This is a genomic window from Bacteroides sp. 1001302B_160321_D4, from assembly GCF_015667765.1.
Lineage (GTDB): Bacteria > Bacteroidota > Bacteroidia > Bacteroidales > Bacteroidaceae > Bacteroides > Bacteroides xylanisolvens.
This window is the reverse complement of the sequence record NZ_JADPLO010000016.1, coordinates 31,540-55,621: the sequence shown is the minus strand read 5'-3', so window position 1 is coordinate 55,621 and position 24,082 is coordinate 31,540. Positions and strand designations below refer to the sequence as shown.

General features: G+C 40.9%; 23 protein-coding genes. 16 read left to right on the top strand and 7 right to left on the bottom strand.

Features of this window, described 5'->3' with window-relative positions; genetic code table 11:
* Nucleotides 1–83: 83 nt before the first annotated feature.
* Nucleotides 84–2,627, bottom strand: coding sequence for an adenosylcobalamin-dependent ribonucleoside-diphosphate reductase (locus tag KFO40_RS08680; protein WP_004299345.1), 2,544 nt, complete (start codon nucleotides 2,625–2,627; stop codon nucleotides 84–86).
* A gap of 284 nt (nucleotides 2,628–2,911) precedes the next feature.
* Between KFO40_RS08680 and KFO40_RS08675 the strand changes: the two genes are divergently transcribed.
* Entirely contained in the window at nucleotides 2,912–3,655 is a 744-nt protein-coding gene (locus KFO40_RS08675) for an NADPH-dependent oxidoreductase (RefSeq protein WP_128858778.1), read from the top strand.
* A 104-nt stretch (nucleotides 3,656–3,759) separates the two neighbouring features.
* Here KFO40_RS08675 and dnaA read toward each other — a convergent pair whose 3' ends face one another.
* The 3 genes from dnaA to KFO40_RS08660 all read right to left on the bottom strand — a co-directional run bounded on the left by dnaA (nucleotide 3,760) and on the right by KFO40_RS08660 (nucleotide 7,686).
* Nucleotides 3,760–5,172 (bottom strand): chromosomal replication initiator protein DnaA, encoded by a 1,413-nt coding sequence (gene dnaA, locus KFO40_RS08670; protein ID WP_004299347.1) that lies wholly within the window; start codon nucleotides 5,170–5,172, stop codon nucleotides 3,760–3,762.
* A 351-nt stretch (nucleotides 5,173–5,523) separates the two neighbouring features.
* On the bottom strand, nucleotides 5,524–6,417 hold the full coding sequence (locus KFO40_RS08665; protein ID WP_004299349.1) for an MlaD family protein: 894 nt from the start codon (nucleotides 6,415–6,417) through the stop codon (nucleotides 5,524–5,526).
* 9 nt (nucleotides 6,418–6,426) lie between these two features.
* Nucleotides 6,427–7,686 (bottom strand): N-acetylmuramoyl-L-alanine amidase, encoded by a 1,260-nt coding sequence (locus KFO40_RS08660; RefSeq protein WP_128858777.1) that lies wholly within the window; start codon nucleotides 7,684–7,686, stop codon nucleotides 6,427–6,429.
* Between the two features lie 81 nt (nucleotides 7,687–7,767).
* Between KFO40_RS08660 and KFO40_RS08655 the strand changes: the two genes are divergently transcribed.
* The 15 genes from KFO40_RS08655 to KFO40_RS08585 all read left to right on the top strand — a co-directional run bounded on the left by KFO40_RS08655 (nucleotide 7,768) and on the right by KFO40_RS08585 (nucleotide 21,190).
* Nucleotides 7,768–8,730 (top strand): bile acid:sodium symporter family protein, encoded by a 963-nt coding sequence (locus tag KFO40_RS08655; RefSeq protein WP_211146268.1) that lies wholly within the window; start codon nucleotides 7,768–7,770, stop codon nucleotides 8,728–8,730.
* Between the two features lie 172 nt (nucleotides 8,731–8,902).
* Complete coding sequence (locus KFO40_RS08650; protein WP_057259046.1) at nucleotides 8,903–10,096, top strand: site-specific integrase; 1,194 nt, start codon at nucleotides 8,903–8,905, stop codon at nucleotides 10,094–10,096.
* Nucleotides 10,097–10,207: 111 nt separating this feature from the next.
* A complete protein-coding gene (locus KFO40_RS08645) occupies nucleotides 10,208–11,137 on the top strand; it encodes a hypothetical protein (protein WP_120141313.1) in 930 nt (309 codons plus the stop codon).
* 131 nt (nucleotides 11,138–11,268) lie between these two features.
* On the top strand, nucleotides 11,269–11,556 hold the full coding sequence (locus KFO40_RS08640; RefSeq protein WP_120141312.1) for a helix-turn-helix domain-containing protein: 288 nt from the start codon (nucleotides 11,269–11,271) through the stop codon (nucleotides 11,554–11,556).
* Nucleotides 11,557–11,561: 5 nt separating this feature from the next.
* On the top strand, nucleotides 11,562–12,635 hold the full coding sequence (locus KFO40_RS08635; protein ID WP_120141319.1) for an AAA family ATPase: 1,074 nt from the start codon (nucleotides 11,562–11,564) through the stop codon (nucleotides 12,633–12,635).
* A gap of 163 nt (nucleotides 12,636–12,798) precedes the next feature.
* Nucleotides 12,799–13,764: a toprim domain-containing protein gene (locus tag KFO40_RS08630; RefSeq protein WP_120141310.1), complete on the top strand. Its 966-nt coding sequence runs from the start codon at nucleotides 12,799–12,801 to the stop codon at nucleotides 13,762–13,764.
* Nucleotides 13,765–13,911: 147 nt separating this feature from the next.
* Complete coding sequence (locus tag KFO40_RS08625) at nucleotides 13,912–14,295, top strand: MobC family plasmid mobilization relaxosome protein (protein WP_004310825.1); 384 nt, start codon at nucleotides 13,912–13,914, stop codon at nucleotides 14,293–14,295.
* Entirely contained in the window at nucleotides 14,261–15,187 is a 927-nt protein-coding gene (locus KFO40_RS08620; RefSeq protein WP_211146267.1) for a relaxase/mobilization nuclease domain-containing protein, read from the top strand. The genes KFO40_RS08625 and KFO40_RS08620 overlap by 35 nt, the downstream gene beginning before the upstream one ends.
* Nucleotides 15,188–15,191: 4 nt before the next feature.
* Nucleotides 15,192–15,911, top strand: a complete 720-nt coding sequence (locus KFO40_RS08615; RefSeq protein WP_120141307.1) for a hypothetical protein — start codon at nucleotides 15,192–15,194, stop codon at nucleotides 15,909–15,911.
* A gap of 170 nt (nucleotides 15,912–16,081) precedes the next feature.
* Nucleotides 16,082–17,368, top strand: coding sequence for a C10 family peptidase (locus tag KFO40_RS08610; protein ID WP_057259033.1), 1,287 nt, complete (start codon nucleotides 16,082–16,084; stop codon nucleotides 17,366–17,368).
* Nucleotides 17,365–17,769: a hypothetical protein gene (locus KFO40_RS08605; protein WP_057259031.1), complete on the top strand. Its 405-nt coding sequence runs from the start codon at nucleotides 17,365–17,367 to the stop codon at nucleotides 17,767–17,769. Before KFO40_RS08610 ends, KFO40_RS08605 begins: the two co-directional genes overlap by 4 nt.
* A 376-nt stretch (nucleotides 17,770–18,145) precedes the next feature.
* Nucleotides 18,146–19,153, top strand: a complete 1,008-nt coding sequence (locus tag KFO40_RS08600) for a hypothetical protein (protein WP_008641035.1) — start codon at nucleotides 18,146–18,148, stop codon at nucleotides 19,151–19,153.
* Entirely contained in the window at nucleotides 19,150–19,467 is a 318-nt protein-coding gene (locus KFO40_RS08595; protein WP_004316788.1) for a hypothetical protein, read from the top strand. Before KFO40_RS08600 ends, KFO40_RS08595 begins: the two co-directional genes overlap by 4 nt.
* A gap of 79 nt (nucleotides 19,468–19,546) precedes the next feature.
* Nucleotides 19,547–20,599 (top strand): hypothetical protein, encoded by a 1,053-nt coding sequence (locus KFO40_RS08590; protein WP_022199229.1) that lies wholly within the window; start codon nucleotides 19,547–19,549, stop codon nucleotides 20,597–20,599.
* Nucleotides 20,600–20,704: 105 nt separating this feature from the next.
* Nucleotides 20,705–21,190 (top strand): hypothetical protein, encoded by a 486-nt coding sequence (locus KFO40_RS08585; RefSeq protein WP_052587949.1) that lies wholly within the window; start codon nucleotides 20,705–20,707, stop codon nucleotides 21,188–21,190.
* 13 nt (nucleotides 21,191–21,203) lie between these two features.
* Here KFO40_RS08585 and KFO40_RS08580 read toward each other — a convergent pair whose 3' ends face one another.
* From KFO40_RS08580 to KFO40_RS08570, 3 genes are all read right to left on the bottom strand, one after another.
* Entirely contained in the window at nucleotides 21,204–21,569 is a 366-nt protein-coding gene (locus tag KFO40_RS08580) for an MmcQ/YjbR family DNA-binding protein (RefSeq protein WP_009038839.1), read from the bottom strand.
* Between the two features lie 142 nt (nucleotides 21,570–21,711).
* On the bottom strand, nucleotides 21,712–23,055 hold the full coding sequence (locus tag KFO40_RS08575) for a TPM domain-containing protein (RefSeq protein WP_211146266.1): 1,344 nt from the start codon (nucleotides 23,053–23,055) through the stop codon (nucleotides 21,712–21,714).
* 181 nt (nucleotides 23,056–23,236) lie between these two features.
* Nucleotides 23,237–23,845 carry an HU family DNA-binding protein gene (locus KFO40_RS08570; protein WP_211146265.1) on the bottom strand — a complete coding sequence of 203 codons (609 nt, stop codon included), beginning with the start codon at nucleotides 23,843–23,845 and terminating at the stop codon, nucleotides 23,237–23,239.
* Nucleotides 23,846–24,082 lie beyond the last annotated feature (237 nt).

The following is a 24,082-nucleotide window of genomic DNA, read 5'->3' as shown; positions in this document are numbered from 1 at the left end:
TTTTTTTGAATAAAAAATAAAAGGAGCCGCACCGGACTCCTTTTAATCTTTTGTTTATATATTAATTAACATACGTAGGACTATTATCCACATCTGGAAGCGCCGCAAGTAGTACAAATCAGACAGCCTTCCTGATAAACCAATGTCTCGTTGCCACAGTTCGGGCACTTCTTACCTTTGGCTTCCGTTCCATCCTGAATATACTTCTTCAATGCACGTTCTACACCGTTTTTCCAAGTGTTGATACTTTCACTGTTCAATTGCAGAGAGCCAACCAGTTTGATAACCTGTTCAATCGGCATCCGGTAGCGAAGCACGCCGGAAATCAATTTTGCATAGTTCCAGTATTCCTTGTTGAACTTCTCTGACAATCCTTCAATGGTCGTCTTATATCCGCGTTTGTTCTCGAATTGGAAGTCGTAACGTTTGGTACCGTCTTCATCCACATTTTTAATGATACGTCCGCAAGTCACGCTCTTAGGCAGCAAGATACCTTCGTCGTCATCTTGCAAACCAGTGAATATTTCATAAGGGTGTCCGTCCAATAATCCGACAAAAGCTACCCATTTTTCCTTGTTGTTCTGGAAACGGACAACGTCTGCTTCCAATATTCTCGGACGTACCTCTACAACCGTAGGCGGTTTGCAAGGAGGAAGTCCTTCTTTCTTGTCCTTATCCGATTTCGTAGAGATCAGCACTCCGGAGCGTGAACCGTCACGATATACGGTACAACCTTTACAGCCGGATTTCCATGCTTCTACATACAGGCGGTTTACTAAATCCTCGTCCACATCGTTCGGCAGATTGATGGTTACGCTGATAGAGTGGTCTACCCATTTCTGGATTCTTCCCTGCATCTTCACCTTCATCAACCAGTCGACATCGTTAGAAGTCGCTTTGTAATAAGGAGATTTGGCAACCAGTTCGTCAATTTCTTCCTGGGTGTAACGTCTGGCCGGATCGTATCCGTTAGCTTCCATCCAAGTAACAAATTTATGATGGAATACGATGTATTCTTCGAATGCGTCCCCTGTTTCGTCTACAAAGTCTACATGAACATTCGTATCGTTCGGGTTCACCTTTCTTCTACGTTTGTAAACAGGCAGGAATACAGGCTCGATACCCGAGGTGGTCTGCGTCATCAAACTGGTCGTTCCGGTTGGAGCAATCGTCAGGCAGGCAATGTTGCGGCGACCATATTTCTTCATGTCCTCATACAGTTTCGGGTCGGCTGCTGCCAAGCGTTGGATGAACGGATTGTTCTGTTCACGTTCGCTATTGTATATTTCGAAGGCACCGCGTTCTTTGGCCATTTCCACTGAAGAACGATAGGCGCCGAGAGCTACTGTCTTGTGTACTTTTTCAGAGAATTCCGTTGCTTCTTCCGTTCCGTAGCGCAATCCTAATGCAGCAAGCATATCACCTTCTGCAGTGATACCTACGCCGGTACGACGACCTTGTCCGCTCTTCTTGTAGATTTTCTCCCAAAGTGCACGTTCCGCATGTTTCACTTCTTCGTTTTCCGGATCTTCGTCAATCTTGGTCATGATACGTTCGATCTTCTCTAGTTCGAGGTCGATAATATCGTCCATGATCCGTTGAGCGAGAGCCACGTGTTTTTGGAACAGGTCGAAATCAAAATAAGCATCCGGTTTGAACGGATTTACCACATAAGAATATAGATTGATAGCCAGTAAGCGGCAAGAATCGTAAGGACATAGAGGAATTTCTCCGCATGGGTTGGTAGATACCGTTCTGTAACCCAGGTCTGCATAGCAATCAGGCACAGATTCACGGATAATCGTATCCCAGAACAAAACACCCGGTTCTGCCGATTTCCATGCATTGTGAACGATTTTCTTCCACAAGGTAGAAGCGTCGATTTCCTTGGTGAATGTAGGTTGGGCAGAGTCGATAGGATATTGCTGTACATACGGCTTTTCGTCTACGGCAGCCTGCATGAAAGCGTCGTCCAACTTGACAGAAACGTTTGCTCCGGTCACTTTACCTTCGGTCATCTTGGCATCAATGAATGCTTCCGAATCCGGATGCTTGATAGACACGCTCAACATCAATGCACCGCGACGTCCGTCTTGAGCTACTTCACGAGTGGAATTCGAATATCGTTCCATGAACGGAACAAGACCGGTAGAAGTCAACGCCGAGTTTTTAACGGGAGAACCTTTCGGACGGATGTGTGATAAGTCATGACCTACACCACCGCGTCTTTTCATTAGTTGTACCTGTTCTTCGTCGATTTTGATAATAGCGCCATAAGAGTCGGCTGCACCGTCCACTCCGATAACGAAGCAGTTGGATAGTGAAGCAACCTGGTAGTCGTTACCGATTCCTGTCATCGGGCTACCTTGGGGGACGATGTACTTGAAGTGATCCAGTAAATCATACAGTTCTTTTGCTGTCAACGCATTCGGATACTTCGATTCTACGCGTGCCACTTCATTTGCAATTCTCCAATGCATGTCTTCCGGGGATTTTTCATAGATATTACCGAAAGAATCCTTTACTGCGTATTTGTTTACCCAAACCCTTGCAGCAAGCTCGTCGCCTTGAAAATATCGTAAAGATTCTTCATAGGCTTCGTCGTAAGAATAAATCTGTTTTTCCACGATTCAATTTGTGTTAAATCTCGTTTTTAATAAGTAATATGTAGAAGTTTACTTATCGTTAACAAATGTAGGCGCAAAGCTAAGAATGTTTTTTCATCTATCAAAATAAAAATGAATTAATTTATTAATAGGTTGCAAGTTTTCCATTTGTTTATGCTAAGTGTTTGATAAACAGTTAGAATTGAATTTTGTTCAAAGGTTAAAGTTTTCCAAAAAGAAAACTATTCTATTCCACTAGTGTGGTGGATTATTTTTTTCTTTTTATATCTTTGCAAAAAAAAGATATGTTTGAAACCGTAAAGAACAGAAGAACTATCCGGAAATATCTGCCTAAAGATATAAATCCGATTTTGTTAAATGATTTGCTTGAAACCTCTTTCCGTGCTTCTACGATGGGTGGGATGCAACTTTATAGTGTGATTGTGACTCGCGATGCGGAAATGAAAGAGAAACTTTCGCCTGCTCATTTCAATCAGCCGATGGTAAAAAATGCTCCGGTCGTACTGACTTTTTGTGCTGATTTCCGTCGTTTCAGCAAATGGTGTGAACAGCGGAAAGCTGTGCCGGGCTACGATAATTTAATGTCTTTTATGAATGCGTCTATGGATACTTTGCTTGTTGCGCAGACTTTTTGTACGCTGGCGGAAGAAGCAGGACTCGGCATTTGTTATTTGGGAACTACCACTTATAATCCTCAAATGATTATTGATACCCTCCAACTCCCCGAACTGGTATTCCCTCTTACCACAATAACGGTAGGTTATCCGGATGGTATTCCCGCACAAGTAGATCGTTTGCCTTTGGAAGCTGCCGTGCACGATGAAAAATATCACGACTATACACCGGAAGAAATAGATAAACTCTATGCCTACAAAGAATCGTTGCCGGAAAACAAGCAGTTTATCGAAGAAAATAAAAAAGAAACATTGGCTCAAGTCTTTACGGACGTGCGTTACACAAAGAAAGATAACGAATTTATGTCCGAAAACCTATTGAAAGTACTTCGCCAGCAAGGATTCTTGAAATAAGTATTAAGTATTTTTCAAGTATAAAGTATTAAGTATTACCCTGGTGCGAAACCGCATAATAAAGCCTGTCCGCATGGATAATACTTAATACTTTATACTTAATTTCAGTTTCTCTTTTTCAGTAACGATTCTATTTCCTGTACTTCTGCACTAAAGCTTTTGTCCACCTCCAATTGTCCTTTTACGGTTTTGCAGGCGTGAAGTACCGTTGCATGGTCTTTGTTACCGATAAACTTACCTATCTTAGAAGTTGAAAAGTCTGTGTGGTTTTTAGCTAGATACATGGCAATCTGTCGTGCTTGAACGACTTCCCTTTTTCTGGATTTTGTATGTATGGCAGACGGTTCCAGATCAAAATGCTTGCATACCACTTTGAGGATATCATCGATGGTAACCGCTTTTGTTTCGTTATGAACCACGCCATGTACAATGTGTTGTGCCAAATCCAAATCTATTTCTTTGTTGAAAATAGTGGAACGAGCCATGATAGCAATGACGATACCTTCCAGATCGCGTACACTTTCATTCACATTTTCGGCAATATAATCGATCACTTCTGGCGGGAATTGTAACCCGTCGCGGTGTATCTTGTTGCGTAGAATGTTTTTGCGAAGTTCTACCGTCGGCTTTTCAAGCTCGGCTACCATACCCCATTTGAAACGGGTCAGGAGGCGTTCTTCAATACCTTGCAACAATACAGGAGCACGGTCTGAAGTTAATATGAGCTGTTTGCCGTTCTGGTGTAAATGATTGAAGATATGGAAGAAGTTGTTTTGAGTCTTGGTGACACCGGCAAACTCCTGAATATCATCAATGATTAATACATCAATCGTCTGATAAAAGTTAATAAAGTCGTTGGTCGTGTTATTGCGTACAGAATCCGTATATTGTACCTGGAACAAATGTGCCGAAACGTACAATACTCTTTTCTCTGGATAAATTTCTTTGATTTTCGTGCCTATTGCGTTTGCCAGGTGCGTCTTTCCTACTCCGGATGCTCCATAAAGGAATAACGGGTTGAAAGCAGTCCCTCCCGGTTTTTGCGCTACGGCTTCCGCCACACTTCTTGAAAGTTTATTGCTGTATCCTTCAATGAAGTTCTCAAAATTATAATTGGGATTCAAATGCGGGTCCAAATCCTGAACGGCAGGAGCCTGTAGGAAGCTGGGAGCTTTGTTTCCTCCGATTATGCTTTTGGGAGTAACAGCCGTAGAACGATTGCTTGCTTCGAGATTCACGGTTTGATTCGGAATCGAAGTCTTGTCCACCATGACATTGTACATCAACTTGGTTCCTTCGCCAATGACCTTATATAATGTCTTACGTATAAGATCTACGAATCTCTCTTCCAGTATTTCATAGAAAAACTGGCTCGGGATCTGTAAGATCAACGTTTTGTCCTCATATTTCAACGGAACAATAGGGGCAAACCAAGTATTATATGTCGTCTCGGGAACATTGTCTTTAATAACGTCGAGACAGCGGTTCCAAAGTACGACATGATTTGATTCAATCATAGTAACTTTTAATACATTTATTAATTAAGCAAAACTTCTACGTTTGCAAAATTGGGAATCTTATTCGGAAAAAACAAATCTATTTTTTCTTGTTTTTTTCATGCTAACAATAATGTGTTTACTTTCAATGACTTATGCGTTTGTTGTCGGACACACTCTGTTTACCCTCTCTTGCAGTTTTGTAAGTATCTGTATGTTAATGTCTTATATATATAATTTTAGCCTTTTTTCTCACTTTTGTACGTTTGTACGGGAATATTATTTCGGTTTGTAGATAGACATTTGAAGAGCAATCTACTTTCTTTTGAAAGCCCTTCGTTATTTAGATAAAATCTATATAACGATAATTTGCTACTTGTCTTTCTTGCCGAATAATGAGAAGTGAACGTACCGTTTCGGATGCTCTTTCAGGTCTTCTAATAAGCTGGCTGCATTTTCAGTTGTTGCATTCAGATTATTGTATAAAGTCGGGTCGTTGAAGAGCAGTCCGATTGTGTTATCTTTGCTGTTTAATTTTTCTGTAAGTATTTTTACGTTAGCCAGCGTTTCGTCTATTTTTTTGAAAGTGGCTGCATAGTCTACTTCTTTCAAATTTCCGCTGATAACAACGAAGTTGTCTCCGATGGTGTTCAGTTTACTGGTGAGTTGAGGTATGTCATTACTCATCAGCCCTTTTACCTGCGAACTGACTACTGCCAGGTTGGCGGTTGTCTTCTCTATCGAGTGCAGGGTGGCAGGGATGCTCTTGTCTCCTAATATATTGTTCAGAGAGATGAGGATAGAATCCAGTTTCGGAAGCATTTCTTCTACCTTTGGGATCAGTTTCGCCGCGCTTTCCATCATTCCGTTGTTCAGTGTGCCGGGGATCGTATCTCCTACGGCATATTTTTCGCGCGGGTTGTTTGCCAGAAGAATATTCATGCGTACGCCTCCCATAAGTTCGGATACAAGCTCGGCACTACTTCCTTTGGGAATCCGCAGTTCCGTGTCCAGTTCCACTTCGACAATTACATTTCCGGGTTTGGCATAATCATAATAGATGTCACGCACGATACCTACACGAACACCGTCGGCAAATACCGGGCTTGATTTGGTGAGTCCGTTTACATTTTCAAATTTGGCATAGAAATAGCTGGAAGGTTGAAACATGTGTATACCTTTCAGCCAGTTAATTCCGTATATAAGCACACATAGTGCAACGATACCTGCAATACCTATTCTGACTTCTTTTGTAATGTACTTCATTTTATCTTTTTATTTATTTCTTCTTTTCTTGAATTCGGCAATCGCTTCATTGACGTTCATTTTCTCGCCGTTCCGGAAAGCGATGATAAAGGCGTCTTTGAATTGTGCCGTAATGGTGCGCTTCGTACGCAACACCTTGTTATAATCGGCGGAGGCTCCATACGTATATTTGTATATTCCCCCTTCCTTATAATAGTCTACATCTTTCAGTCCTTTCAGCCGTTTGTCGTTTTTGGCGAGAGGTTTGGAAGAAGTAAGTATCTGTATCTTAAACGTAATTTCACTGTCATTGGTTGCACTCTCTACTACAATTGGGCGTTTCGGTGCTGTTTTTGCTGTCGCGGCAGGTTTTGTTTTTGCTTCGGCCAATAGCTTTTCCTGTTGGGGAGCTGTGTTCACACTTTCGGTATCCTTTTGGGCAATTGCCGGGGCATTGTCTTCTTCCTGTTCGGTTGGGACGATCGTTTTGCTGACTCCTGTTAGGCGCAGTTCATGTTCTCTCTTATAATTTAAGAAAGCACGGTAGATGCCTTTTGCCATGGTGCCGGCCCCTTCTTCAGAATTCAGATAGCGCTCCTCTTCGGGCGTAGAGATAAATCCTAGTTCTATCAGAATGCTCGGCATGGCACTCGCTTTTAAGACAAGGAATCCGGCTTGATGCACTCCACGGTCTGCCCTTCTACAAGTTTGGCGAAATTGTTTCTGCATCAGAGAAGCCAGGTGTACACTCTGTTCCATGTATTTATCTTGCATGAATTCAAATATAATATATGACTCGGCAGAGTTCGGGTTGAAACCGGCATATCTTGTTTTGTAGTCACTTTCGTAGAGGATTACGGAGTTCTCTCGCTTGGCAACTTCCAGATTAGCGTCTGATTTGGCTAAACCCAGTGTCCAGGTTGAAGCACCTTTTGCGGTACGGTTGTTAGCCAGTGCGTTGGTGTGAATGGAAATGAAGAGATCAGCCTTCGCGTTGTTCGCGATTTCTGCGCGTCGGTCTAAAGGGATGAATACATCTTTGCTACGAGTGTAAATCACTTTGACGTCGTCGCAATTCCTTTTAATCAGATTTCCCACTTTCAGGGCAACGTTCAGATTGATATTTTTCTCTTTCGAGATTTTGCCGATGGCGCCCGGATCATGTCCGCCATGTCCTGCGTCGATAACTACTACAAAATCCTTCCCCCATAAGTGGTTAGTACATGAGGGTAGAAAAAGTAGCCAGAGGCAAATGAATATGTATAATATGTACGGTCTATTCAGTTTCATATCTATAATACGGTGCAAATGTAGTAGAAATTTGTAGAAAACTCATTATTTGCCATTAAGTTTTGTGTTTTTTTCGGTTTAATGGTAGCTTTTTTCCTGAAATCTCCGTTACTTTGTGCTTCGAAGTTAAAATGTACGACGATGCTTAAGTTTTTGAAGAATTGGACGTTACCTATTGCTATGCTGGTAGGTGCTATAGGTTATCCGCTGTTTATCAGCCTTTCTTTTCTGACTCCCTATCTTATTTTTACGATGTTGCTATTGACCTTCTGTAAGGTATCTCCTCGTGATTTGAAGCCTAAACCTCTCCATTTGTGGTTGTTATTGATTCAGATTGGCGGAGCGTTGGCTGCTTATTTGTTGCTTTATCGCTTTGATAAAATAGTAGCAGAGGGAGTGATGGTTTGTATTATTTGTCCTACGGCTACGGCTGCTGCGGTGATTACTTCCAAGTTGGGTGGGAGTGCAGCCAGTCTGACCACTTATACATTGATAGCAAATATCGGTGCGGCTATTGCTGTGCCTATTCTTTTTCCTTTGGTGGAGGTGCATCCTGATGTCACTTTTTGGGAGGCGTTTCTTGTTATTTTAGGTAAGGTATTTCCGTTGTTGATTTGTCCTTTTTTGGCTGCCTGGTTGTTGAGTAAGTGTTTGCCAAAGGTGCATCAGAAGTTATTGGGCTATCATGAACTTGCTTTTTATTTGTGGGCTGTATCTTTAGCTATCGTAACAGCGCAGACGTTGTATTCCTTGCTCAATGACCCAGCGGATGGTTTTACGGAAATCATGATTGCTGTCGGAGCACTGATTGCTTGCTGTTTGCAGTTCTTTTTGGGGAAGATAATCGGCTCAATTTATAATGACCGTATCAGTGGCGGGCAGGCGTTGGGACAAAAGAATACGATTTTGGCTATTTGGATGGCACATACTTATTTGAATCCATTGTCTTCTGTGGCTCCCGGTTCGTATGTGTTGTGGCAAAACATCATCAATAGTTATCAGTTGTGGAAGAAAAGAAAAAATGAGATAAAATATAAACTATAAGACGTTGATATTTAGTGCTTTGTCTTTGTTGTGCGTAATTTCCTTTATTTCTCTTGTTTTCTTGTTTAATCTAATAAATGCGTTTATTTTGTTACTATTTTGTTACTCGTATTCGTTGGAGTAACAAAACAAATAGTTATATTTGCATCGGTAACAAAATAAGAACATAATTATGGCGAAGAAAAAACAAGAAGTTAAATTGAAAGAACCCGTAAGGATTAGATTCAAGCAGCTTGCTAATGGTAACCAGTCTATTTATTTGGATTACTATACAGGTGATATTATTAGAAAAGAAAATTATGTTGGCGGTAAACGACAGTATGAATTTTTGAAGTTATACCTTATACCCGAAAAGACAAGAGAGGATAAGGCGAAGAACGAAGCTACGTTGGCTCTTGCAAAAGCCATTCAAAGCAAACGGATAGTAGAGTTGCAAAATGATGCACACGGCTTTCAGAACACTAACAAGTCAAAGGCGAATGTGATTGATTATTTAATGAACATGAGAAGCCAATCTAAAGAACGTGGCAGTTTGAATTACGAAAAGACTATTGGTAATGCCATTCGTGAACTAAAGTTGTTCAGAGGGGATTATATCGCTTTTCGTGATATAGATAAGGACTTCTTAAATAGCTTTGTGGATTTCTTGAAACAAGCGAAGAAAGCAAGTAAGTTTGGTTTGTTAAAAGCTGGAGGCGTATTAAGTAATAATTCCGTTATTGCTTATTATGGAGTGCTGCGTACCGCTATAAATAGAGCCTATAAAGAGGGAATTATTACGGTTAATCCAACGAAAGAGTTTGATTTTGCCAGTAAGGTAAAATCGGAAGTCAGCCGCAGGGAGTATTTGACAATAGAGGAGTTGAAGCGGCTTATCGGGACAGAGTGCAAGTATGAGATAATGAAACAAGCTTTTCTTTTCAGTTGTTTGTGTGGGTTGCGTGTAAGCGATATAAGAAAATTGAAGTGGAGCGATTTGCAGAAAAGCGGTGAAAGAATTAGAATTGAAATAAAGATGCAGAAAACAAAAGAACCGCTTTATCTGCCTATATCCGATGAAGCGTTAAAGTGGTTGCCGCAGCAAAATGAAGCAAAAGGCGATGGTTTGATTTTTCCTTTGACGCATGAGGGAACTATAAATAAAATACTTCAAAAATGGGCGAAAGACGCAGGGGTTATTAAGCATATCTCGTTTCACGTTGCCCGGCATACACATGCTACTATGATGCTTACATTAGGGGCTGATTTGTACACGGTAAGTAAATTGTTGGGACATAAAAATATTGCCACAACTCAAATTTATGCGAAGATTGTCGATAAGAAAAAAGAAGAAGCTATAAGCTTGATACCGAATTTGACAGATTGATTTAAAAAGAAAGTATGGGGATTGTGATATAACCGTACTTTCTTTCTTTTTTTGCCTTTGTTTAGTCGGAAAAATATATCTTTGTTCCTACTAACTGAAATATAGGATATTATGACAGAAAGAGAACTGAAAATAAAATTCGACCATATACAAGGCATATTTAACCGTTGCATCAATCATGCCAGCCAAGTTATGATAGATGGCATTGCTTCTAAGTCTTTATATTTTGACGAAGAGCAGGCAGATAAGCTGGAACAGCAGGAATACGTTCGCACCGCTGATGAACTGGTGCAGTTATATATTCGTTATTCTGTGTTGAATGACATTCAATACTTTTATTCTGTGTCTGATTTCTTTTGGGAAAGTGGTTTTTATGAATCCTTGAAATCTGATGAGAAAAGAAAATATATGTCGTTTAATCCACTTTCATTTGATTATTCCCGGTATGAACAAGATAATACGGTTTATGATGAGGAACTGCCTTATTTTTCAGTGGTAGTCAAAGCTGTTGTGTTGGAACGATATTCAGAATACTTGCGAAAGAAGAAAGAAAGTAAGGTACCAGCGGAAATGCAACTCCAACAAGAACAGGAAGAACTGCAACCAATTCAAGATAAATGCCAAGAGCCTAAAATTATTCCTCATGTTGCTGAAACAGAAAATCCGTTCAAGTCTATTTTAAACGACAGACAAATAGCATTGTTGGTGGATTGTATCAATGAAGTGGAAATTTTCAATGCTCTTATGACTTTTGAAGATTTGAAAGCAATACTTTCTTGTAAGCCTAAAGTTATATTTAGGTCTAATAACAACAGGCTAGTCGCTTTTCTTTTTTCGGAGTTAAGCAATCGTGGTTTGATAACACCTAATTGGCAATCTGTCATAGCAAGGAATAAGTTGTTTGTTACGAAGAATATAAAGAAAGATAAATATCTGAATCAAGGTGATTTAGCCACAGCCGCCAATTATGTAAAAGGGGTGGAGCATGAAAAAGATTATGTAACCATCAGCAATTATATCAAACAACTGAAAAAACTTTAAGAATAGGTTAATACCTCAAACATAGCTTAATCCGCTATCAAGCTATTCCTCAATACTTTTGCCCCCGTAATCGATTACAAGAAACCGGAGGGCATGCACTCCATATTGTCTAACGCAAATACTTTTGTTATATGGAAACAAGTATTGAGAAGCGAGTTGCAGAACTCGAAAATTTAGTGTTCCTTTCAAAGAACGTGCTTAGCTTCGATGAAGCGAGCAGGTTCTTGAACCTTTCTAAAAGCTACCTGTACAAGCTGACTTCGGGTAACTTGATACCCCATTACAAGCCGCAGGGTAAAATGCTTTATTTTGAAAAAGCTGAACTGGAAGCATGGTTGCGTCAGAACCCGGTGAAGACGCAGGCGCAGATAGAGCAGGAAGTGCAGAAGTATATCCTTAACCGTCCTCTAAAGAAATAATGGCTATGGAAAACAAGAAGAAAGAGGAAATCGGACAAGGCACAGCCATGACGAAAGAAGATTTTGCAGCCCTTTGGAAAACCATTTGTCTAAAGGTGACGGACACTTATGAAGTACCGCCCGAAATTCTTTGGGTGAACGGTTCTACTATCGGCACGTTGGGTAATTTCAGCGCATCCACAGGCAAAGCCAAGAGCAAAAAGACATTCAACATTTCCGCCATTGTTGCGGCTGCATTGAAGAATGACGAGGTTCTGAAGTATTCGGCATATCTGCCACCGAACAAGCGCAAAATTCTCTATGTTGATACCGAGCAGAGCAAGTACCATTGCCATAAGGTCATGGGACGCATTTTGCGCCTTGCCGGACTGCCGACCGATAAGGATGTGGATGATTTTGTTTTCATTGTGTTAAGGGAGCAGACCCCCGACAAACGTAAGCAGATAATTGGCTATATGTTGGAGAATATGCCCGATGTGGGGTTGCTCATCATTGACGGAATCCGTGATTTGATGTACGACATCAACAGTCCGAGCGAATCGACCGACCTAATCAACCTTTTGATGCGCTGGTCAAGTGGGTATAACCTGCATATCCATACCGTACTGCATTTGAACAAGGGGGATGATAACACAAGAGGACATATTGGTACAGAGCTGAACAACAAAGCTGAAACCGTCCTGCAAATCACGAAAAGCACGCAGGACGGCAATATAAGCGAAGTAAAGGCGATGCATATACGTGACCGTGAGTTTGACCCGTTCGCATTTCGCATCAATGACAACGCTTTGCCCGAAGTCATGGACGGTTATGTATTCCAACAACCCAAGCAAGACAGGAACTTTCCGCTTACAGAGCTGACGGAACAGCAGCACCGGGAAGCATTGGAGAACGGTTTTGGCAAGCAGGTTGTACAAGGCTATTCCAATGTGATAGCGGCATTGAAACAAGGTTACGCAAGTATAGGTTACGAGCGTGGACGCAATGTCCTTGTGTCGCTTAACAAGTTCCTTGTGAACAAGCGCATGATTGTGAAAGAGGGTAAGGGCTATCGCTACAATCCCGATTTTCATTATTAAAAGTCGGTTTGGTTTAGTCCGGGTGTATATATAAGCGGAACGGACTGTCTGTTTCCCGGTATCGACAGCAGGCAGGTTTAGTATGGTACGGGTATATATATGACGGACTAAACAGGACTGGCGCACTTTTCAACGATTTTTTAATCCCCAAAAAGAAAATATTATGAACATCGAAGATGTGAAACAAATATCCATTGCAGATTATCTGCATAGTTTAGGTTATTCGCCCGTCAAGCGGCAGGGTAACGGTTTATGGTACAAATCACCGTTAAGAGAGGAACACGAAGCGTCCTTTAAGGTGAATACAGACCGCAATCTTTGGTATGATTTTGGCGCAGGAAAAGGCGGCAACATCATCGCCCTGGCAAAGGAACTTTATTTTTCCGACAGTCTTCCCTACCTTTTAAAGAGGATAGAAGAACAGACACCAAACGTTCATCCGGTCAGTTTTTCTTTTCCCCAGCATAGGACAGAGCCGAGTTTCCAACATTTGGAAGTCCGTGACTTGACCCATCCGGCATTGCTCCGTTACTTGCAGGGGCGGGGTATCAATATCGAACTGGCAAAAAGAGAATGTAAGGAACTCCATTTTACCAATAACGGCAGACCGTTCTTTGCTATCGGTTTCCCGAATATGGCAGGAGGTTACGAGGTTCGCAATTCCTTTTTCAAAGGGTGTATCGCCCCGAAAGACATTACCCATATACGGCAGCAGGGAGAGCCGAGAGAGAAATGTTTGGTATTTGAGGGCTTTATGGATTATCTTTCTTTCCTCACGCTCCGGATGAAGAACTGTCCGACCATGCCCGATCTTGACAGGCAGGACTATGTTATTCTTAACTCGACTGTCAATGTGCCGAAAGCCATTGACGTGCTATACCCGTATGAACGCATCCACTGTATGCTTGACAATGATGAAACAGGGTATAAGGCAACACGGGCTATCGAATTGGAATACTCCTACCATGTGCGTGACTTCTCGCACAATTACAGGGGGTATTCGGACTTGAACGATTACTTGTGCGGCAGGAAGCAGGAACAGAAAAACGCAGCCAGCCAAGTGCAGGAAACGAAGCAGAAAACCGGACAACGTGCCGCTCCAAGACAAAAGAAGGGCAGGGGCATTTAATCCGGCAGGATTGCCAGCGGCTGGCGGTTTCATAAGGAGAGCAAGGTTATGTTTCGGTAGACCGAAACCACCTTGCTTTGCTTGACAGCAAAGAAAATTTCTCCCGTTGGTCGCAATTTTTAAGATACCATTTAAATGTAAAAACCTATGACGAATATAAAGGATAAGCCGGGGGGACGTCCGGCAAAGAAACGGATAGAGAAGCAGCAACGGGTAGTCAGCACGAAGCTGACCGAGTTGCAGTATTACGCCATCAGGAAGCGAGCTGGGGAAGCCGGGTTGCGTGTCAGTGAGTATGTACGGCAGGCGGTTGTTTCGGCGGAGGTCATACCCCGGCTGAACAGGCAGGATGCGGACACCATCCGCAAGCTGGCAGGGGAAGCCAACAACATCAACCAGTTGGCGCACCGGGCAAATGCCGGAGGTTTCGCACTGGTGGCGGTGGAACTGGTAAAACTCAAAAACAGGATTGTCGAAATTATAAACCAGTTGTCGGATGATTGGAAAAATAAAAAAGGGAAGCGGGTTTAAGGGCTGCGTGAACTATGTGCTTGGCAAGGAACAGGCGGCTTTGCTCCATGCGGACGGGGTACTGACAGAAAGCCGGGGAGATATAATTCGCAGCTTCTGTATGCAGACCGGGATGAATCCCGACTTGAAAAAGCCAGTCGGACATATTGCGCTAAGCTATTCGGCAGTGGATGCGCCCAAGTTGACAGACGAGAAGATGATACAGCTTGCGCAGGAATATATGCGTGAGATGAAAATCACCGATACGCAGTATATCATCGTGCGCCATCAAGACCGGGAGCATCCACACGTGCATGTCGTATTCAACCATATAGACAACAACGGCAAGACCATTTCGGACAAGAACGATATGTACCGTAACGAGCAGGTATGCAAGAAGCTGAAAGCCAAACACGGGCTTTATTTCGCTGGTGGAAAAGAACAGGTGAAGCAGCACCGCTTGAAAGAGCCGGACAAATCGAAATACGAGATTTACAACGCTGTAAAGAATGAAATCGGGAAGTCCAAGAACTGGCAGCGGTTACAGGAGCGGTTAGCGGAAAATGGTATTACTATCCGGTTCAAGTACAAGGGGCAGACAAGCGAGATACAAGGCGTTTCCTTTTCCAAAGGAGAATACACGTTCAAGGGTTCGGAGATAGACCGCAATTTCAGTTTCTCCAAACTGGATAAATGTTTTGGGGATGTAGGGCAGACGACAGTCGGAAGCAATAAGCAGACGGTTACCGCACCTGTTCAGAAACCAGTATCAGCACCCGACAAAGCGGATAATTCTTTTATAACAGGTTTAGGCGGTCTGTTTTCCGGTTTGTCAGCCCCGGCTGATGAAATGCCCGATGATTCCTTTTTGAGAAAGAAGAAGAAAAAAAAGAAAAAACAACTAAAGTTATAAGCGTATGGAGGAAAATTTGATTTTAGAGGGGCTTCTCTCAATGGTTACAGAACTGAAAGAGAAGCAGGAAGCACAGGTAACACCAGCCAGTCGGGAGGAAACTCTCGAAAGGCTGGATGCAATCGAACAGGCATTGTCAGAACAGTACGGTAATCCGGCTGTTCCCGAAAAGGATTTGCAGGTTATCCGAAGCCAGCTTGACGAGATAAGGAACAGGATGCAAGGTCAGCAGAAACATATCGAAGACACCAAGAAAATAGTATTGGAAACCTATCGTTGTTTCAAGGTAATGATTGATGCTTTGGGCTCTTGCAAGACGAATAAAGAGGAGGCTGCACCCTTACCGCTCTATCGACGGATTTACAACAAGGTGGCTTCTTGGATTCGTCCGGGATTGTTCCTTTTTTCGGCAGTGCTGGTTATCTGTTCCGCTTCCATATTCTTGAATGTCCGTTTGGCTGAAAGTATGCAGCAGTTACAGGACAACGATATGAAATACCGCTATTTGCTGATGCAAGGACAGGCAGACGGGAAAACTTTTGATATGCTGGAAAACAAGTTCAAGTGGCAACGGGATAACGGTTTTATCCGAAGTCTGACCGATTCAGTGATAGATTTTGAATACCGCCTCCAAAGGCAGGCGGAAGCACTGGAGCGTGCAAGGCTGTTGAACGAGCAAGCCGAACAGTTGAAAAAGGAAGCCAATAAGTTGGGTAAACCATAAACTAAAGTAAAGCTGAAGTAGGATGAATTGAATTCACGCTTCGGCTTTATTTATTTTAATTATTTGCAAATATTGGTCGTAGTTCCAGATAAAATACCAACTTGTAGGGATTGTTTTGCTTTGTAAATAGCGGTAATTTTGTCTTATTAACCTTCAAAAAATATATCATCATGAAACAATTATTTTTTTATGCTGTTCTATTTTCATTTTTCATTTCTTCGTGTTCCGAAGACAATATGGCAACTATAGATGATGTTAATGGCAAAACGGTTGTTTCTTACAAAGTTACGCCTGATGAAGCACAGGAAATTGTTCAAGACTTTATTGACATTACCGGAGTTGACACACAAACGAGAAATGGAGGAGCTCCTTTAGGTAGAGAAATTTCAGACATAGGTGTGTTGAGGAATAGTTTGACAGGCACACGGTCACAAGAAACGAGCTCTTCTATTGACTTGGATACATTGATGTATGTTGTTAATTTTGCTAATAATAATGGTTTTGTATTAGTTGCGGCTGATAAACGTACAGAACCAATATTTGCTTTTGTAGATGAAGGTAATTTGGATTTTGAAAAATTAGAGGATGTGGATAATGAAATGTTTCTGTCTTTTTTAGATTATGCTATTGCGACTGAATTTGAAGATATAGAGAATTTTAAGGCAGATGAAAATTTGACAAGAGCAACTTCTAAGGGATGGAGTATAAGAACGAAATATTTGCCTATACTTAAAACAAAATGGTCACAGGGTGGAGAAAATAATCCTAATTCTTATGGAAAATATTGCCCGAATAAGATTACAGGATGTACTGTAACTGCAACAGCGCAAATTTTATCTCATTTTCAGACTATAGGACATGTGAATTGGTCTTATAATGGAATGGGAGGAAGTTCTACTTTACATTGGGATCAAATTATTTCTGATTGTGAAAAATATAATGGGGTTTTGACTCCTGCAAATACTCCACAATCTTTGAATGAAGTGGCTCATTTGTGCAGATACCTTGGAAATGCTTTTGGGGCAAAATATAAAAAGGGCACAACTAGTGTTGGAGAAAATAAGGCCATTGATTGGTTTAATAAGTGGGGAGGATTAAAAGCTTCCAAATTGAAGAAATATGATGAAAACCCAATTATAAATGCTATAAAAAACGGGAATCCTGTTTATGGACGGGGAAATTCTGGAAGAAAGAAATTCTTGGGGATAACAGTTAAGTATAAAGGGGGACATGCTTGGGTCTATGACGGGTATATATCTGCAATTAAAAATGGTAAACAGCAAAACTTAATCCATTGTAATTGGGGTTGGGGTTCCTCTATCAGCTACAATGGTTATTATTTAAGCAAAGTCTTTGATACCAATAGTGGACCTGAAATAAAAGATACGGAAGTTACTCGTAGTGGGAGTTCTAACAATTATAAATATAATCTTGAATACTCTGTAATATCACGATGAAAAAATATTTATGTTTGATTGTATATGCTATTGTCTTTTTTTCCTGTACGAGCAAAGACGGGGATTGGGAGCCAATGGAGTGGAAGGTAGATGCTTCAGTATCTCTTAAAAAGGATCATATAGCAGTTCCAGAAAGTGGAGGAGTTTATACGTTGTTCTGTATAAATTATGCTACTTTTTGGTTGTCGTCTGTGTTTGAGGACAGTGTGCAAATTGAAACGGACAGTAGTGCTGGAAGTGTAGCAAAAGGCATGTGGAGTTCTATTGAAATACGCAAAAATGCAATGATAGTTGTCATTTCTCCCAATGACGGCAATCTAAGTAGGTGCCTGTCTGTTACTCCTACCGCGGGGAATATTTTTTCTTCTTTTATCTTTAATCAAAAAGGAAAAGAAGATTGATTATTAGTCTTTGCAAAATCGGGTTTGGTTTGTTCCTTTGTCTATATATCCAAAACGAACTAAACCAACTTCTATAGACAGCAAAATATATATGCTGGCGAAAAGAAAAACAGTATTCTTCTTTTCGCCAGTTTTACTTTTATGGTTGGAGGGCTTTTGTTACTTTTGCACATGAAGCCCACCACAAAGCGATTTCTTCTTTTTTTTGTTACTATTTTGTTACCCTCTGCTAGTAATTGGTGGGCTTTTCTTTTGACAATCAGACCTATGTATTGTTGTGTATATAATATGTGGCAGAATATTATTAATTCGTGGCAGTTGTGGAAAAAGAGAAAGAAAGAGGCTGAGATTTCTGCATAATACTAAAAAACTGAGATTGAAATTAAGGGCAAATGTGGTGGAGCAAAAGATATTTGAAATAGAAGACTTAAAAGAACTGGAAGAATTTTTGCAGTCTCAATCAGAAATAGAACAGTTGCGCGAACGCTTGTTTGCCGAGTTTCTGAAATATGCGGATTATAAAAATGCCGGAGAATGGAATAAAGCCGTTCGCCTTTGCGAGAGTCTGGCTATTATCGGCTGGGGAAATCACGAACCCGTCGAAGCATTGAGAGGACAATTCTTTAATGGAAATCCCGCGACTTGTTTTCAAAATAAATTTGGAGAAACTCGTTTTGTCGATGCCATTTGGTCGAAAAGAGTCAACGGTTTTACTATGGAGCAGGGAAGGACAAGTTATTGTTTCAGTCCTGACGACCCGAATCAAAAGCAATCCGTATTTTGGGAATATGAGATAAAGGAAGATATACAGGATATAAGGCTTGAAAGCCAGAGAAACTGGATTCCTAAAAATCCGGTTTGGATAAAGCGGACAATTGGTAACTGCTATGAAAACTCCAAGGTAGTAATCGAGAGCGTTGACAAAGAACTGAAACCGGAGTTGGATAGAAGGATGCGCCCCGAAATATACGGACGTGCTATTAATCGAATTATAATTAATTGTTCGTATAGTTATTATGACCACGACCATTGTAAAACAAACTATATCATAGCCGATGAAAAGTTGAAATTGAAACAAAAAGATTTCTATCGGACACTGCTCACTATGTTTACCAGGCAAGAAATAGAGAAGAACGGATATTTCCTTCGCAATCGTTTTGAATTTGGACCATTCAGGGCAGATACCGGGAAAATTAGAATCGGACTAAACCTTGAAAAAGAATTCAGCGAATTAAGTCATTCCGAACAGAGGTTAAAGCTAAGTGAATATATTCTGTTTGCTTTAAACCACGTAACTGACAAGCTAAAAAAGAAGAAGCTGGATTATGACTTCGACTTGATGCTTGAAGATTTTAATTCAATACTAACCGAGTGGAAAGCATGAAAGATATAATAGAGTTATTACAAAACGAAAGAACAAAAACAGTTGACGCTTTAAAACAAGGCGAGCAGGATAAGTTATCTCATCTTCAACAGTTAGACAAGGCTTTAGGCTGGCTGAAAGTCGTTGAAGATAATGAGTTGGCAACTGTAGGGAGCTATAAGATTCATAGATTGCCTGATCCACGCTCTGGCTTCTCTTATTATCATTTAATGATAGACAACGAAAGTGGCGATCCGAAAGATTGGACAGAGTATAAACCCGATAATCAGTCATTGGAACTCTGCTTTGATGATATTATAATAACACGAAAGTAATCTTTTACGTCAGTTATATTTTAGAACTGGTTCTTTTTTGTTATCTTTGCGTCGAAACATTGTAACACACAAAGAAAACATGAAAAATAAAGCCGTTGTAGTTCTTGTTATTTTAGGAAGTTTGATTATATCGATATTTGCAGGTTGCCAACAATCTCCTTTGAAATACATTCCCCCGACAATAGATTCTGTCAATAACGACAAAAGCAGGATGGGGTTGAACGGAAAAGTCAAAACGTTGGATATCTATTATTATCGTCCGGAAAATACATCGTCTTTCTTCTCGGTGAAATTCAAAAAAGGCGAGAAATGGGAAGAGGACGGAATACATCACTACCATTTTCATTTCAATATCGACGGCAATCTTGCTCAATGCAACGAGTACGACAAACAAGAAAATATTATCCGAAAGACCGATTATACCTATGAGACTTGGGGATATACATCTACACTTAGCTTTCCGAAAACTAACAGTACGATTGTCAGTAAGTATAATACTGACGGGAAACTACTGGAAATTGTGTATAGTGATTCCCATGGGGAGATAAATACTTATGACGACAGGGGAAATCTTATCCGAACCAAACAGATTGACGGCACGATTGACAAACCGGCTATGACCGAATATGATTATAACGAACATGATTTGTTGGTAGAGAAGAGGGAATATTATAATATAGGGGAATTATCGGGAAAAACAGTCTATGAGTATGATACAAATGGCTTGTTGGCGCAGACCCAAGTGTATGATTTGTTGAGTCGTGATAGGCCGGAAACGCATTTCATCTATGAATACAGTGACAGTAACCGCGTTGTGAAAAAATATAGGATTGACGATGAAGGTAATAAAGAGTTAGAGTCCTGGTGTAAACGTGAATATTATCCGAACGGTAAACTGAAAACCGTTGTTCGTAATAGTATCGTGCAAGAGAAATACGATGAACAAGGACGACCGATTGACGAGCGGCCAGGATTTGAAATACTCTACAAAGACTTCCAAGACTACGGCTGTGATGCGAATGGCAACTGGATTGAAACAAAGAATTTCAAAGATTATGTTGATTTTGGCACGGGGCTCGGTCGTATATTAAAACCTTATGTCGAGCGTATTTTTACTTATTACGAAGAATAAAAACTTAAAATTGAACAATATGCACACAAACACACCCACATAGCAAGCGGTAAGATTCCAGAAATCATAGTAACATTGTTAGTGCATACTAAAAAAAAGAAAACGATGGGAAAAGTAATGAAAGTATTCAAGACACTGATAAACGAGTTGTTTGGAACTAAGAGAGAGTATAAAGTGGAAGGTTTGGGCATCTTTACCTGTAAGGTTTGTGATTGGTGGCGAGATAAATGCTGCCTTTGGAGTGGTGCAGTGCAATTGCCCTTTTACTCGGTAGAAACTCTTGTTTTGATAGAAGGGGACGCTTCTGCTCCGTTCTCCAGGCAATTATTGGAATTACAGGTGCTATTGCAGAACTGGGTACCTATGGCAGAACAACTAGATAGCATGCTGTCCAGCAAAAGTCAGCAGAAACATAAAGAAAAAATATACGGATCCTGGCAGAATGATTTTTATCCCTATACGATCGTGCCGGCTGTACTATATAGTGACAGTTGGGAGATTGTGTTTTACAGGAATAGTGGTGTAAATTATAATTTCACTGTTTTTTGGAAAGACAACAGAGTACAGGATTTACGTTTAGGAGGTTCTTGAATCCTTCCTTTATTTATAGCATTTCCCGTTCTTTCTTTGTCAAACTTTTGACTACAATATCGTAGGAGTTGCTTACAAGCTCTTTGATTTTCTCATCAGGTACATCTTGGTTGAAATAGACACTGATCCAATATTTCTTGTTCATGTGCCATCCTGGCCTTATGCCGGTATATTCAGTTTGCAGTTCTCCGGATTCGTCAGGGTTGCATTTGATACAACAAAAATCGAAAATCTCAATGTTAACGAAACAGAACCATTTGTCCGCTACATAAAAGCATAGAACGTCACGGCTATATTTGTCGGGCACATTGGGAAACGGCATCTTCTCATGGACTCCTTTAAAAGATAAGCAATATTCTCTAAATTCTTCGATATTCATTTCATTTTTTTATGTTCGGTTATCTATGTAAAAATAGTTAGAATAAAGGAGTGGATAACCATCTTTCTATGAAAATATTCAGGTGAGATGTGTTTCCACGTCTTTGTTTGGTTAGTCGACTTTTTCAAATGAATAGCCGATCTTAAAAACTACTTGACGCTCCACCGCCACCGCTACGTCCACCACCAAAACTGCCGCTACTGCTACTGCTGCCGCTACTACTACTGCTGCTACTGCTACTGTGACTATTACTAGGACTGTCACTATTTGGGGGTGTCTTGCGGGGAATCTTCTGTGTTGTCTGCTTTTTATCTCCGCACATTAAGCAAAGATAGTCGGCAACCTCCAATCCGGCATCGGAATATGTGGCTTCTTTAACTGTTTTCCACGGACTGATACGCTTGGAAGCAATGGTATGGCATTGATTACACATCTTATATTCGCTTCCGACGACAGATTTATACCGCAATATCCAGCCGCAGGAAGTACATTGATAAATACGGTGGATGGCAGAACCTAGTTTGTGTTCCATTTGCTCGGAAGCAGATAATAAAGGGGTTGCAAGCTCATTGGATAAAAGTTGTAAAGCCACAGCTTTGCAAGAGTCGCAGGTCTTACTCTGCAAAATAACACGTTGTTTTTGGTAGAACTTATACCATAAGGATGCCGCAATAAGTGCAGGCCAGACCGGAAAAAACAACACAAGACATCCAAGTGGGCTGTAAAGTGTCAGGACTTTGATTGCTGCTAATGCTGAACCGTCTTTGGGGCGAGCTTTATTTACCTTCATGCGATAAGTGAGAACATTTACCAGTATCAAGAATATCCAAAGCATAGGCGACTGATTTGCCAGAAAATTCCACAACGTATTGCCGGCACTTTTCCAGTAATTATCAGAAATGCCTTGAGAAACTGGTTCATAGTCGCTTCCATAGAGCACTAATGTTACAGCCCGGACTCCCTCTGTCATTCCTCTGTCAAAGTCGTTTTTTCTAAACCACGGAACCATTTCATTCTGTTGAATGCGAAAGCATAAAGCGTCGGGAAGTACTCCTTCTAAACCGTATCCGGTTGCGAAAGTGACTTTACGTTGATCGAGTACTAAAAGAATCAGTAATCCGTTGTCGTCCGCTTTCTTTCCGATGCCCCAGTGCTCAAAAAGCTTGTGGGCAAACTCTGCTGGAATATCTTCTCCAATAGAAGAGAGCGCAACAACCGCCACTTCAATACTCAATGAGTCTTCTAACTGTGACAACATATTATTTATCTCCCACACATAACTTTCATCCAATATCTGATTCGGATTGCTAACCCAATTGGAAGAGCTTTCATTACGCGGATTGGGGACATCTGTTACTTTATAAATTTCTACTGTTTGTTCGTGCTCTAAAGCCAATGCAAAAGCATGACTACCAAAGGCATAACAGAAAACAAGAAGTAATGTCCGGGCTATTTCCCTGAAGCTTTTTTGTGTTTTATCTTTCATTGTTTTGTTATTAACTGATTGTTCTTAGAGTAGAAAATAACTATCACAACTCTCATTCTTTTTGCTAATATAGTTATAATCTGATGAATAAGAATGATAGATGTCTCTGAAATTTTGTATCCATCATACTTTCTTCATGAAATATGGGTATCTATCATTCTTATTCCACTGTTTTTACTGTTTAATCTTTCATGGTATTAACCCGCACATAAATTTTATGACTGCCGCTTCCAATGGTGTCAAGTACTCCTTCTTTTACCCAACCGTTCAATTCATTCAGCGCTTTGTTCTTTAGTAGTCCCGTCAGTTGCGTATACTCTTTGCGTCGTATCATCGGTCGTTCATCCAGAAACCTCTCCAACCTGCGCCGACGCTCTTCCACCGGAACTTCGGCGGAATGTGCAAATCCCGACTTCGCTTTTTCCACAAATCCGCGAACCTTCTTTCGGAAAGAAGATGATGGACGAAAATTTACATTATCGAAATAAATGGACTGTGCATGTATCTCTTTGGCATCCATCACCGGACGTGCTTTCAGCTTGGCTGAAAAATATCCTAGGTTCCCCAACTGGACGTGATGTCCGCTGACTAAATATTCGGATATTTTATTTTCAATAGCCAGCTGAACTCCTTCAATATCTGCCGGCGTAAAGCTGGAAGCTTGAGCGATCTCTTTTACAATTTGTTGAAAGTCGATGGTTCCGTTCGATACGATGCGGGGATACAACGGCTGTTCGTCTTCGTTTTCTTTCGAAGACGGTTTTTTGCGAAAATCATACTTTGCGTACATGTCTTTTCTATTATGGGTTAATGTGGCTAAAACGCCTTTTGAAAGGCATTTTAATGATTGTTTTGCAGCAAGATAACCTACAATTGAAGCCTGGATAATCAACTGGAATCAGTGGCTTTTCTTGGGCACACATTTGTGGGCTCTACAGCCCACGAATGTAAACTATACAGCCCGCATAGGTGGGCTGTACGGCACACTTATGCGGGCTGAAGTCTTACTGCCTGCAAAGATATATCA